Below are 13,916 nucleotides of genomic sequence, written 5' to 3' on the forward strand. Positions count from 1 at the left end.
CCTTTAAAATGAACAAATCGTTCCTCAAACTCGGTAAAGAGTTTCAAAGTCGTTCTTATGATTCCATGGTTGCTCATACATCAATTGTTTTTACCAGATATATCATGTTGTCAATAGAAAGTCGAAACATCAAGGATTTAAGAACTATTGGTGGATTCTTTTATCAATGTTGTGATGAACTTCAAGATATCCAATTTTGTGAAGCATTACAACTTATCATAGATATCTTAAAAAATGTATTAAATGAAAAACTAACTATTTCAAAGGACATTATTGACTCAATTATAGATAATTTTATTGAGGCTTTGCCTTGCTATATCAAGGAGAAGTTAGTCTTTTTGTCCTGCGAAAGTTGAGTAATTTACATTAAACAATACAACTATTATTATATAATTTAATATAATCATAAAACTTTTTGTCTTTATCAAAAAAATCTTTCACTCTAATTATAGATTCTTTTTTTATGATATCTTTTTCTTCATCTTTTTTATCTTTATATTTAAGTATTTTAGCTATTAAATCATCAATATTAACTTTTTCTACTATAAATTCACTATTATTTTCTATACACTCCACACTTCCCCCAGTATTAAAAGTAATTACTGGTGTTCCACAAACAAGTGCTTCTAAATTAACTAATCCTAAAACTTCTTCTAATGTTGGATTTACAAATACGTCTGATGCTGAATATATTTCAACAAGTTCATCAATACTATTAGTCCTTTTAATTCCTATTATATTTTTAGGTAAGCTTTTCAGTTGTTTTTCATTTAACCCAACTATAACAATTTTAAAGTTTTCATCTATCATCTTTGAAAGTTCAATAAAATATTTTAATCCTTTTCTTTCATCCCAAACATTTGCAACACCTAAGATAATAAATTTATCTTGTATATTATATTTTTTTCTAAAATTGCTTCCATCAACTGGCTTAAAAACATTTAAGTCAATGCCATTATGAATCACTTTAACTTCATATTCATTCAAAAATGATTCTTTAACTAAATTTGCAAGCCAATTGGAAGGTGTTACAATTGTCATATTTTTTATTCCTGTAAAAAGTTCTTTTTTTCTTTTATAATTTAAATATGAATTATCTATAAAAATACTTTGAGGATATTTATTTTTTTGAGGGCAATTGTCACATTGTTTTTTCCATTTGTCACAACCAACATAATCAAAATAAGCACAATGCCCTGTAAAGGCCCAGCAATCATGTAATGTCCATATTATTCTTTTATTACAAGTCTTTAAATAATTAAACAAAACTTCAATGTTTATATAATATCCATGTATATTATGAAGATGAATAACATCAGGATTTATTTTTTCTACTTTTTTTATAAAGTCTATTGTAGCCTTTTTTGAACTAAAACCATGTTTATCAAAAATCCTTGTTAATGCCACATGTTTATAAATATCTAAATCATTGCCTATCCTTATTGCATTATCACAATTTTTTGCTTCTCCTCTGCCATATGCAATATAGCTTTCATGCCCTTGTTCCTTTAAGATCTGATGTATATCCGTTGCAATTCTGCCTGTGCTACCAACTCCACAGACAGAATTAATTTGCAAAACTTTCATTAATATTTCCCCCAAACAACTCTATTTACATAATCAGTATAGGATAATATTATTCTTAATACCTTATCCGATACATTTGGCATACTATAATCCCTAACTAGTCTTAATGTATCCTTCTCTTGTGTCTCCAACACTTCTAAGCCTTGAAGAATTCTTTCTTTCTTTAATCCTACCATCATTACAGATGCTTCCTCCATAGCCTCAGGTCTTTCGTGGGCTTGTCTTATGTTTAAGGCTTTAAGTCCAAGTATTGATGATTCTTCACTAATAGTTCCACTATCGCTTAAAACTGCCTTTGCATTCATTTGTAGCTTAATATAATCATTAAATCCAAGTGGTTTTAAAGTTTGTATTAGCGGATTAAACTTTATTCCCTTTGTTTCTATCATTTTTCTTGTTCTTGGATGTGTGCTAACTATTATTGGTAGGCTATATTTTTCTGCGATAGCATTAAGGCTTTCAACTAAATCCATAAAATTTTCTTCTGAATTAATATTTTCTTCTCTATGGGCTGATACTACAAAATATTTGCCTTCTTCTAAATCTAATCTTTCTAATACATCTGATTTTTCTATGTCCTTCATTTTCTTTTGTATAACTTCATACATTGGGCTTCCTGTTTTTATTATCCTATCTATTGGAAATCCCTCTCTTATTAGATATTCCCTTGCTATATCACTGTAGGTTAAATTTATATCCGCTATGTGGTCAACTATCCTTCTATTTGTTTCTTCAGGAACCCTTTGGTCAAAACATCTATTTCCTGCTTCCATATGAAATATTGGAATATGTCTTCTCTTTGCTGCAATTGCACAAAGACAGCTATTTGTGTCACCAAGAACAAGTAGTGCCTCTGGTTTTTCTTTTTCTAAGATTGGATCAATTTTAATTAATATATTACCAATTGTTTCAACAGCTGTTCCTGTAGCTGCATCTAAAAAGTAGTCTGGTTTTTTAAGTTCTAAATCCTTAAAAAATACTTCGTTTAACTCGTAATCATAATTCTGTCCTGTATGGACTAATATATGTTCAATTGCTTCTGACTTCTCTAATTTTTTTATAACTTGTGAAAGCCTAATAATCTCTGGTCTTGTTCCAACAACAGTCATTACCTTTAGTTTTTTCATGTTAAACCTCCAAATAATACGTATCTGGTTTTTCTGGGTCAAAGGGCTCGTTTGCCCACATTATTGTAACCATATCTGTATCTCCAAGGTTTTCTATGTTATGTGTATATCCTGGAGGAATATCTACTACCTCTAATTTATCTCCACTAACATAATACTCTATTATCTCATCTGAATCAATCTTTCTAAACCTTATTACACCTTTTCCACTTACAACAAGGAATTTCTCATTTTTTGTGTGGTGCCAATGATTGCCTTTTGTTATTCCTGGCTTTGAAATATTAACAGATACCTGTCCTCTGTCTAATGTTTTTATAAACTCTGTAAAGGAGCCTCTATTATCTACATTCATTTTTAATTCGTAGCTAAACTTATCCTTTGGCAGATAACTTAAATATGTGCTGTAGAGCTTTTTTGTAAATTCATCGCTCATATTAGGAATTGAACGTTCTTCTCTACTCTTTTTAAAAGAATAGATTAATTCAGCTATATTACCTAATGAAACATTATACGATTTTGAAACTTCACAAAACTCACCATTTCTATTTTCTTTTCCTTCAAGTGCATTTATAAATTCTTCAACAACATCATCAATATAAGATAATGTTAAAACAACGTTTGGATCATTTATTTTTATAGGTAAGTCATTTGCAATATTATAACAAAATGTTGCTACAACGCTGTTATAATTTGGTCTACACCATTTGCCAAATAGGTTAGGAAGTCTATATACTATTGCTTTGTTCCCATTTTCCTTGCCAAAGTTAAATACTAAATCTTCACCAGCCTTTTTACTTCTACCATAAGGATTGTCAAGCTTTGCTTGTATAGATGATGTAATAAGTATTGGAGATCTGTTATTGTGTTTTTTCAGTAATGCTAAAAGTTCACTTGTAAATCCAAAATTGCCTTGCATGAATTCCTCTTCATTCTGAGGTCTATTTACCCCTGCAAGATGAAATACAAATTCACAATCCTTTGTGTAGTTTTCTAATAGGCTCTTATCTGTATTTCTATCAAATTTATATATTTCATTGTATCCTCTATTTTTAAGTTCAGCTATTAAATTTTTACCCACAAATCCCTTTGAGCCGGTAACAAGTATTTTCATATTCTTCAACCTTTCTTATATTAGCTTTTCTATTGTAACAGCTGCTTCTTTTAATCCATTAAATTCTCTAAGTTCTTGCTGTATATATTCTAATGATAATAATTTTTTCTTTATTTGTTCTACATTTAGAATAGTTGTATTATGCGAATTGTATTCTTTGTAATTTGATAAATCTCTATTACCTTCTTCGAAGTATTTACCATAATTTAAATCTCTATTGTCTGCAGGAACTCTATAAAAACCACCTAAGTCCTGTGCTACTAAATACTCTTCTTTTGTTAATAAAGTTTCATATAGTTTTTCACCATGTCTAGTTCCAATAATTTTTATTTCATTATCTGCCTTAAATATTTCCTTTATTGCTTGAGCTAAATCACCTATTCTTGCAGATGGAGCTTTTTGAACCATTATATCTCCTTGTTTAGCATTTTGGAATGCATAAACAACAAGCTCAACTGCCTCTTCTATACTCATTAAAAATCTTGTCATATTTGGATCTGTAACTGTAAGTGGTTGTCCACTTTTTATTTGTTGTATAAAAAGTGGTATTACAGAACCTCTTGATGCCATTACATTACCGTATCTTGTTCCACATATTAGTGTTCTATCAGGTGAAACTGTTCTTGATTTTGCAATAAACACCTTTTCCATCATTGCCTTTGATATGCCCATTGCGTTTATTGGATAAGCAGCTTTATCTGTTGACAGACATGTTACCTTTTTTACACCACATTCTATTGCAGCAGTTAATACATTCTCTGTGCCAATTACATTTGTTTTAAATGCTTCAAGTGGAAAAAATTCGCAAGATGGAACTTGTTTTAATGCTGCAGCATGGAAAACATAATCTACTCCATACATTGCATTTTTAATACTTTGTATATCTCTAACATCGCCTATATAGAATTTTATTTTATCATTTTTATAGAACTTTCTCATATCATCTTGTTTTTTTTCATCACGGGAAAATACTCTAATTTCTCCTATATCAGTATTTAAAAATCTCTTCAAAACTGCATTTCCAAAGGTGCCTGTCCCACCTGTGATTAATAAGGTTTTATTATTAAACATTTTACTCATCCTCCAAAATTTCTTTCATCAATTTTACATACTGATTTGTGCATTTTTCTTTAGTATATTTCTTCAAAAAAACGTCACGACAATTTTCACCCATTATCTTAATTTTTTCTTGATTATAATATAAATCTTTTAAAGCATCTATTAATTTAGAAGTTTCACCTGGTTGAATAACAAATCCAGCCTTATTTTCTATTAAATCTCTCGCAATATCTGAATTTTCACCCATTATAGCAATTATAGGTTTACCCGCCATCATATAACTATAGGTTTTACTTGGAACGGCTAACCCTGTTAATCCATTAACTAAACTCACAATGAAGCAATCGGTAATATTTAATGCATCCTGAAAATCTTGTCCATGTAAGAAATCATATATAATAACATTACTTAATTCTTCTTCCTTTGTTATAGACTTAAGAATTCTCATCTTATTCCCATGACCAGCAAATACAAATTTTATTCCATTAAAATTTCTTAATTCTCTTATTGCTCTTAATATAATATCTAAATCCTGGCAGATTCCCAAGTTGCCATAATACCCGACAATAAGGTTTTCTTTGGGTTTTAAATCTTGAAACAATTTATTAAAATAAGATTTTGAAATATCCTGAATTTCTTTAGCCTCATACCAATTAGGAATAACCTCAACTTTTTCTTCTTTTAATTGCTGTCTATTTAGAAGTAAAAAATCTTTCATTTCACTAGATAAAGCAACTACTTTATTTACATATTTAAAAACAACTTTGTTAATAAAATTCATTAATTTTGCTATAATACTTCCTTCAGAAATACTATTTGTAATATATGCAATTTCAGGATAAACATCATAACAAACAAAAATAAATTTTGTTTTGAATAGCTTACTCGCAGCTGCAGCTATTAAAGGAAGTATTGGAGGATTAGAATACACTATTATTGTTTTATAATTTTTTAAATATAAAAAATTTAACGCAACAGCTAAAGTAAATGAAAAATAATTTATTATTCTTCCTATGAAATTACTACGTTTAAGCTGGATGTACCTTAACCTTTTAATTTCTATACCCTTATATATTTCTTTTAATGGCACATCTGTTGATAAACTATATTCCTTTGGATATCCACATAAGACTCCTACACTTAATCCTGCGTTGACTAAAGCTTCAGCAGTCTCAAATGGCAAAGCAGCAGATGATATATATTCCGGATAGAAAAATTGGCATAGAAACAAAAATTCTTTTTTTTTATTCATATTTGCAATTACTCCCTTTACTCAGCTTTAAATTATATAATATTTGCTATCCTTAAGCCCTTCTACCAATGAAAAGTTTGCTTTATAACCTAACAATATACTAGCTTTATCACAAGAAATCATTTTTGTTTCTCCCGCTATTGCAAGTTTTTTCAAAGGACCAATTTTTGATGCAATTTTAGTACATAACAATTTTGGAATATAAATCCTAATTGGTTTTAAATCAAAAACTTTAGCTATAGAATTAATAATTTCTATATATTCATAATTACCAGACGAAATATTAAAAATTTCTCTATTAAAATCATTTTCACTATCTGCATATTTTTTAACTGCTTGAACAAGATCTTTTATATATAATAACGCTTTCTTATTTTTTCCTTTTCCAATCATAGGAACTACGCCTTTTTTACATAAATCTATTAAAGATTTCATACTACCTTTATCATTTTCTCCATATACTGAGGCAGGTCTAAAAATGCATACGGAAGTATTACTATTCTTTGAAACATCTAAAAGGTATTGTTCAGCTAAAAGTTTACTTTTACCATATATATTTTTAGGATTTACTGGTGTCTCTTCCGTAATTAAATTATTTGAAGCTTCATACACATCATTAGTGCTAAAAAACAGAAATCTAGCAACATTATATTTATTGCATGCTTCAAATAATTTTCTTGTGCCCTCAACATTTGTTTTTATAAAATATTGCTCTTCTTTTTTATTTTTAGGCGTCCAATGAACTGCTGCAGCTAAATGTATAACAGTGTTTACACCCTCAAGGATACTTTCCCATTCTGATATATTTCTTAAATCAAAATTTATAATAGTTGCTCTACCCCTAAATTTATCAATTTTATCTGAATATAAATCTATTAAAATCAACTCATGCAAATCAATTAATTCATTTACTATGGAACTTCCTATCATTCCATTTGCTCCAGTAATTAATATCTTTTTCATATCCCCTTACCTTCTTTATTCTCTAATTTATTTATATAATCTTCAATCTTCAAAAACTCTACATTTTGCTTTTTTAACCATTTAATATACTTAAATAACTTATCCTGTAATCTAGATCTGCCCACCTGAAATCTAAAGTAATTTTTTATACCCATTTTCTTGCCATTTTCAAGCTTTTCTCTGACTAATTCAAAAGGATGAATATAAAACATAAAATTATCTTCATTTTCCCAATGTTTTTTCATAAAATATTTCATTAACCATAGTGGGAATAATCTAAAATATCCACCACCTGATATTGGAATGGATTTACCCATTATATCCAATGTAGGAGTCTCAAATTCATATTTATCATTTTTTCTAAAAATCATACTTTCAACCTTTTTAAAATTTGAAATATCCATAACATTATATAATTTATGCTCTTTGAATCTAATAAGACTTGCATCATAAGTAAATCCTAAATCCCATAAAACATCTAATTTCTCAGTCTCCATAGAAAAACATGGTGCTCTATATCCTTTGACTGGTTTTCCTGTTATCTCTTCAAGAGTTTTCTTTGCTTCACCGATTCTTTGTCTGAACTCTTCTTTAGTTAATTCATATACCAATTCGTGGTGTTTTCCATGACAAGCAATTTCATGCCCCATCTTAGCTATTTCTCTAATTAATTCAGGATTGCCTTTTGCTACATCTTCTAAAACAAAGACTGTAAGAAAAACCCCTTCATCCGCCATTTTATACAAAAAAGGTAAAACCTTCGGTGCAAATCTTTGGCTTGATTCAATAATCTCTTTATATTCTTTTAAATATTCAAGATGATACCATTCTTCAAGATCAAGTGTTAAAAAATATTTTTTCATATCAATCTCTTCCCTTTTGCTCTAAATTCTTTACCTTGTTCTGCATTTGGCCATGTAAAGTATCTACCTTCAGAAGCATTATTTGGTCTTCTTTTTAAACTTCCACTTTCTAGTTCTTTTATAACCCTAACCATTAATTCTCCTCCGACTTTTTTTGTTCTTTTCATAAGTTCAAACATTGATTTACAATCGCCTATATAAATTTTATCTTGGGCTACTATATCGCCATCATCTATTTTTTCTGACATATAATGAACAGTTGCTCCGCCATATTCTTCTTTATTGTATAAATACCAAAAACTTGGCATGCATCCCCTATAATCTGGTAGTAAACTTCCATGAACATTTAAAATCCCATACTTAGGGAACGATAATAATGGTTCTTTGATAACTTGAGGAGCTGAAAAAGAAAGAATTACATCAGGGTTTAATTCTTTAACCACATTAAAAAAATCTTTACTATTTGAATCATGAATAACTTTAAATGGTATATTATTCTTTTTAGCTATATGTTCTACACCACATAATCCATCATATAATTTATAACTAAATAGCTTGTCTAATCTACCTGCTAAGGAGCGTAATATTGTAAATATTCCCAACTTTGCAACTTGATAAAGACCAAACCATTTTATAAAATCTGATAATTTATTTTGAAGTGAACTTTTGCAATCAACATTAACAATTTCAAGAACTTCAGAATTATCTATTATTTTTTGTATATTATTAGGAATAAAAAATCTATCTTGTTGTGTCAATATTATTACCTTAAGCATTACACTCTTCTCCATTCTCAATTAGTTCTTGCCATTTAATCTTTTGTATTTCTTCAAGTTTAGCTGTTCTAATTAGTCAATATTTAAACTTCAAAAATTCTCCTTTACTCCACTACCTCTTGTGCAGCTGCAACTTCATCCGATGCTGTTTTGTGATTGCCTTGTAATGCTCCAGTTCCGCCTTCTACAACTCCATTTCTTTTCAGGACGTATACAATTGTTTTAAAGAATATTTTTATATCCATTTTAATACCGAAATTTTTTGTATATTCGCCATCTAATTTTGCCTTTACTTCAATGGGAAGCTCATCTCTTCCATTGATTTGTGCCCAGCCTGTAAGGCCTGGTCTTAAGTCATTTGCTCCATATTTGTCCCTTTCTTCAATTAAGTCAAATTGGTTCCACAGGGCTGGTCTTGGCCCTATTATACTCATTTCACCCTTTAAAATGTTTATTATCTGTGGTAATTCATCAAGGGATGTTTTTCTTAAGAATTTACCTACTTTTGTAATCCATTGTTCTGGATTCTTTAAAAGGTGGGTCGGAGTATCCTTTGGAGTATCTATTCGCATTGTTCTGAATTTCAATATTTCAAAATGAGTTTTGTTGATTCCGACTCTCTTTTGTTTAAAAAATATAGGTCCTTCTGAATCTAGTTTTATTGCAATCATTAGGATTAAAAATAAAGGAGAAAGAACTATAAGGCCAATCAATGATAAAATAAAATCCAATAATTTTTTTACGCTTTTATACATATTAATACCCCCAACTATTTATTAACCTGAAAATATTACTCCTGCATCTACTTTAATAAAATCATCAACTATTGTATTTGATTTAACTATTGCTCCTGCATTTATGTGGGTATAATTGCCAATTATACAATCGTGATCTATTTTTGCTCCAATGCTTATAATTGAACCTTTTCCTATGGTTGAATTTGTGTTGATTATGGCACCTGCACAAATTATTGTGCCATCGCATATATTTGCTGTTGGACTAATATATGAAATTGGATGAATCAATACAGGTAATTTAAATAAATTTTGTATTTGATTCATCCATTTTTCTCTTAATAAATTATTTCCGATGGCAACAAAAGCATAGTTATATTCATTTGTAAATTTATGAAACTTATTTAATTTGCCAATGGCTATTTCTGAGTTATCATCAAGAAAATCTATTCTTGGGAAAAATTTCATTGCCTCTGCAGTTTCCCTTACTACTCTTCCGTGTCCACCAGCTCCAAGAATTAATAAATTGTTCATCACTTGATAACCCCTCTTGCCTTTTCGTTATACTCATCGCTTTTCCTATAAGTGTCTACAACTTGTCCTATGTATGTAATTATAATCTCTTCATTTTCAAATTTAACTGCATTTTTAAGATGTTCTAGGTTTTTTTGGAGTGTTCCAAAGTTTATTTTAGCAGGGTTAATTGCTGGGATTGTTTTCCATTAGAGGAACATGTTTATGTGCTGCTGCGTGGAATACTATGTTTGGTCTAGAGGTGTTGAATATCCTGTCTATTCTTCCCTTATCCCTTATCGATGCTATTATTACTTTTATGTTTAGGTCTGGATATTTGAATTTTAATTCGTGTTCTAGTTCGTATACTGCGTTTTCGTTTATATCAAGTATGATTAGCTCTGATGGATTGAACCTTGAAATCTGCCTTGCAAGTTCAGAGCCTATTGAGCCTCCTCCACCAGTAACTAGTATTTTCTTATTCTTTATATATTCTTCAATTCCCTTAATGTCAAGGTTTATTGGGTCTCTTCTTAATAGGTCTTCTATTTTAATGTCCCTTAGGTTTTTTAAAAGAGCCTTTCCATCCTTCATCATCTCTTCAAAGCCAGGAAGTATTTTTATTCTGCATCCTGTGTTTTTGCATTTGTATCTTATTGTATTTAGAAGGATGTCTGTTAGGATGAATGATGAATTTATAAGCAAAAAATCTATAAGGATAAGTCCAATTGACTTAATAAAATTAATTTTTTTTCATTGTAACACCTTGCTTCAGCCTTTTATTTCATTATTTTAAAAACCTTATTAAAGATTAATCCAATTAGATTTATTTCATGTATATTAATTATCTCTCTCAACTCATTTAGTTCATTCAATGTTATCTCGTCATAAGCTGTTACTAATATTGATGCGTCTGCAACTTCGTTTAACAGCAACGCATTTTCTTCAAAAACAGATGGCATATCAAAGAAAATATAGTCATATTCTTCTTTTTGTGTTTCAACAAATTTTTTTATTTTCATAATTTCTTCTTTGTCTATTGTAAAATTATTATCTTTAAAATATCTAACTACAGTTAAACTATTATTGTTTTCATTACAATTCCTCGAAAAATCAATTAACAAAGTTCTATATCCTAAGTCAGATATTAGTTTTGAAATATTATTTGCTATATAACTTTTTCCTTCAAGTTTATGGATACTAATAAAGGAAATAACTTTAGCATTTTTTCTGCTTAATAGTGTAAGCAAGTTGTTTCTAATTAGCTTAAAATCATCTGTATCTTTTTCTTTATTTATTTTTAATTGACCAATTATATGTATTTGTAAAAAATCTGATATTTCATTTGCACTCTTAATTTTATACATTAAAAAATCAAAAATAAAAATATAAAGAAATACTAAGAATAAACCTAATACTAAAGCAATTAAAATTTTTACCGCATTAGAAGAATTAGAAATGTTTTCAGTAGCATAAGGCTTGTCAAGAATTAAAAACTTTATATCTGGATTAATATTTTTAATCTCTATTCTTAAATGGTTAATTAATGAATTTAAGAATGCAACTCCAACATTTTTGTTTTCATGTTCAAAACTAATATTTATCACTTGGCTATCTGGTGAAGGGCTAATCTTTATTTTTTTCTTTATTCTATCAATTTCGTTTTGAGCAATATTATTTTCAATAGCTGAAGCTCTTATAAAGGAATCTGAATTTAATAATTTACTGCATATTCTTACATACTTTTCAAAGATATAAATAGCATCCGTATATCTAGTTTTGGGATCTTGTAAAACTACTTCTTTTTCAAATTCTATGTATATATTTGACTCAACCTTATATGGAGGCTTAGTGAAAAAAGCAAAAATTATCCCTAATATTAACGAAACAAAGAGCGTTAATAAAATAACTTTTTTTCTCTTGTGAATAGAGTAAATAACATCATTTATGTTTATTGTAATCTCTTTTTCCATATTATCCACCTCAAAACTCATTTGTTTTTTTAATTTTTATTAACAAAAATTATACTTGTCTTTTGCTGCTTATATAGTAATTCACTGCAAAACCTACTCCTAATAATACCCAGAAAACCGGTGCAACTGAAACGATACTATCGTTAAAAAAGCCAGTTATTATATAACCAACTATTCCTAAGAATATTGAAACTCCGTATATTTCATTGATGCCTTCAAATGTTGGATTATAATAAATCTTTAAACTTTGTAAAATATATAATGCAAAAATTAATAGCAATGCAATCAGAGAAACTAAACCTGTATTTACTGCTGTCTGAATAAATATATTATGTGGCTTGTCCAATACAATTAAAGGATCATAATAGAAATTTAATTTACCTACCACATCATGCTGAGGGTAGCTCAAAATAAATGTATCTGGTCCATAACCAAATAAAGGTTTTTTCTTAATAAGTGGTAAAGTTCTAGACCAAATATAGCCTCTATTTGAACCTAAATATTCTTTACCCTCAAAGCCAATCTTTTCTACAGGTTTTACATCTAAATAGCTGTTATTTGGTCCTATAATTTTGAAACCTTCAACTGTATATACTACATTTATTGGACTGCCTCCAGTTCTAAGTTGAATTAATGGCATTCCATTATAATTTCCGAAACCAAAGTTTCTATCTTTATATTGTTCATCAATAAATTTTATACTGCTATCTTCAAAGTTATAATCAAATTTTATCTCTTTATTATTTGCGTCGTATATTTTTAAATTATCAGATAAATCAAATTTCAATGAGTCGTTCTTATATATAAAAGTTAGGGTATTTTTTTCTGTCTTAATTTCTTTGAGCCTATTTTTAGTAGATACATTTGAACTTGTCGTCAAAAATGACTTGGCTTCTTTTTTTAAAGTCGCAAATCTATTTAAGACAAAACCATTTGTAACACTATTTATAATAATTATTGCTAACACTGCAACAGCAGAAAAAGACAATAATACTTTCCATTGTTTAAACAAATATTTTCTTAAAATAAACAGCAATAGCATAATTGAAACAACAATTCCAAGAAGACCCGCTCTTGACAAAGAAGCAAATAATGAGCTCAAAGCCAGTAACGCTGCAATTGCGTAGACTGTTTTTTGTTTTAAATCCTTCAAAAGAAATGTCAAAGTTAGAAATAACGGAAAAGAAATTGCCATGAAGCTACCAACGTAATTAATGTTATACAAAGTCCCATAAGCAGCTCTTTCTCCAAGTGTGAATTGCAACTTATCAAGTTGTGGCCAAAATTCTTTTGGCAAAATAAGCTTTCTCCCAAGAGTTGTTTGGAATATATCGTGTTTGAAATATTGGAAAATAGCTATAATAGAAATAATTACAGTTGAAACCAAAAGGGCGTTAATGAGTAAATAAATTTTCTTATCGTTATCAGTCAAATTAAATGTTAGTAACATAATTAATATGTAAAATAGAATGACAAAAAATCCTTCATACCTGTCTGGCGCACCGAAGAACGCTATACTGCTATACTCTGAAAGTAATGTTGAGATTAATGCTGACATTATAAATACAAAAGAAGGAACATATAAAAATGACTTTTTTATTTTTAAACTATTTTTACTTAATTTTACAAAAAACACAACACATGAAATTAAAGATATAATAATAAAATATTTGGCCTTATAATAGGAAAAGAAGTCTAGATTTTTTTTGCCCTGTATCCAAATGTTTGATATTTCGCCAGTCAAATCTACTACCTTTAGGTGAACTATTAGTGGAACAACAACTAAAATTAGTAGGATTGGGATAATAGAATAAATTTCACTTTTTTGCGGCATTTTTTTCATGAACATACCTCCAAATACATATTCATCTAATATTATACAAATTTTTTACATTTTATTCAAGAATATTTGCATTTTTGTATGTAGGCGTCGTAAGCATCAAAAAATTGTAAGCGTC

The 13,916-nt window shown here is 28.8% G+C and carries 13 protein-coding genes and 1 pseudogene; 1 reads left to right on the forward strand and 13 read right to left on the reverse strand.

Annotated elements, in window-relative coordinates:
* A pseudogene (locus tag ABG79_RS12645) lies at positions 1 to 356 on the forward strand (IS4 family transposase); the annotation flags it as partial.
* Positions 357 to 366: 10 nt separating this feature from the next.
* Here ABG79_RS12645 and ABG79_RS11550 read toward each other — a convergent pair.
* The 13 genes from ABG79_RS11550 to ABG79_RS11610 form a co-directional block, all read right to left on the reverse strand.
* Positions 367 to 1,587: a glycosyltransferase gene (locus ABG79_RS11550; RefSeq protein ID WP_057979624.1), complete on the reverse strand. Its 1,221-nt coding sequence runs from the start codon at positions 1,585 to 1,587 to the stop codon at positions 367 to 369.
* Positions 1,587 to 2,714, reverse strand: a complete 1,128-nt coding sequence (gene wecB, locus ABG79_RS11555) for a non-hydrolyzing UDP-N-acetylglucosamine 2-epimerase (RefSeq protein ID WP_057979625.1) — start codon at positions 2,712 to 2,714, stop codon at positions 1,587 to 1,589. The genes ABG79_RS11550 and wecB overlap by 1 nt, the downstream gene beginning before the upstream one ends.
* A gap of 1 nt (position 2,715) precedes the next feature.
* Entirely contained in the window at positions 2,716 to 3,825 is a 1,110-nt protein-coding gene (locus tag ABG79_RS11560; RefSeq protein ID WP_057979626.1) for a capsular polysaccharide biosynthesis protein CapF, read from the reverse strand.
* Between the two features lie 15 nt (positions 3,826 to 3,840).
* A complete protein-coding gene (locus tag ABG79_RS11565) occupies positions 3,841 to 4,896 on the reverse strand; it encodes a nucleoside-diphosphate sugar epimerase/dehydratase (RefSeq protein ID WP_057979627.1) in 1,056 nt (351 codons plus the stop codon).
* A gap of 1 nt (position 4,897) precedes the next feature.
* Positions 4,898 to 6,136 carry a glycosyltransferase family 4 protein gene (locus ABG79_RS11570; RefSeq protein WP_057979628.1) on the reverse strand — a complete coding sequence of 413 codons (1,239 nt, stop codon included), beginning with the start codon at positions 6,134 to 6,136 and terminating at the stop codon, positions 4,898 to 4,900.
* Positions 6,137 to 6,163: 27 nt separating this feature from the next.
* Positions 6,164 to 7,099, reverse strand: a complete 936-nt coding sequence (locus ABG79_RS11575) for an NAD-dependent epimerase/dehydratase family protein (RefSeq protein WP_057979629.1) — start codon at positions 7,097 to 7,099, stop codon at positions 6,164 to 6,166.
* Positions 7,096 to 7,962 carry a polysaccharide deacetylase family protein gene (locus ABG79_RS11580; protein ID WP_057979630.1) on the reverse strand — a complete coding sequence of 289 codons (867 nt, stop codon included), beginning with the start codon at positions 7,960 to 7,962 and terminating at the stop codon, positions 7,096 to 7,098. The genes ABG79_RS11575 and ABG79_RS11580 overlap by 4 nt, the downstream gene beginning before the upstream one ends.
* On the reverse strand, positions 7,959 to 8,738 hold the full coding sequence (locus tag ABG79_RS11585; protein WP_057979631.1) for a methionyl-tRNA formyltransferase: 780 nt from the start codon (positions 8,736 to 8,738) through the stop codon (positions 7,959 to 7,961). The genes ABG79_RS11580 and ABG79_RS11585 overlap by 4 nt, the downstream gene beginning before the upstream one ends.
* A gap of 104 nt (positions 8,739 to 8,842) precedes the next feature.
* Complete coding sequence (locus tag ABG79_RS11590) at positions 8,843 to 9,493, reverse strand: sugar transferase (protein ID WP_057979632.1); 651 nt, start codon at positions 9,491 to 9,493, stop codon at positions 8,843 to 8,845.
* 21 nt (positions 9,494 to 9,514) lie between these two features.
* The gene (locus ABG79_RS11595; protein ID WP_242859341.1) at positions 9,515 to 10,006 is read right to left on the reverse strand and encodes a PglD-related sugar-binding protein; all 492 of its coding nucleotides are present in this window, start codon (positions 10,004 to 10,006) and stop codon (positions 9,515 to 9,517) included.
* A 165-nt stretch (positions 10,007 to 10,171) separates the two neighbouring features.
* Positions 10,172 to 10,582, reverse strand: coding sequence for a polysaccharide biosynthesis protein (locus tag ABG79_RS11600; protein WP_083490432.1), 411 nt, complete (start codon positions 10,580 to 10,582; stop codon positions 10,172 to 10,174).
* Between the two features lie 182 nt (positions 10,583 to 10,764).
* Positions 10,765 to 11,958: a P-loop NTPase family protein gene (locus ABG79_RS11605; RefSeq protein WP_057979635.1), complete on the reverse strand. Its 1,194-nt coding sequence runs from the start codon at positions 11,956 to 11,958 to the stop codon at positions 10,765 to 10,767.
* A gap of 49 nt (positions 11,959 to 12,007) precedes the next feature.
* Positions 12,008 to 13,801 (reverse strand): O-antigen ligase family protein, encoded by a 1,794-nt coding sequence (locus tag ABG79_RS11610; protein ID WP_057979636.1) that lies wholly within the window; start codon positions 13,799 to 13,801, stop codon positions 12,008 to 12,010.
* Positions 13,802 to 13,916 lie beyond the last annotated feature (115 nt).

The sequence above is a fragment of the Caloramator mitchellensis genome (assembly GCF_001440545.1).
Lineage (GTDB): Bacteria > Bacillota > Clostridia > Clostridiales > Caloramatoraceae > Caloramator > Caloramator mitchellensis.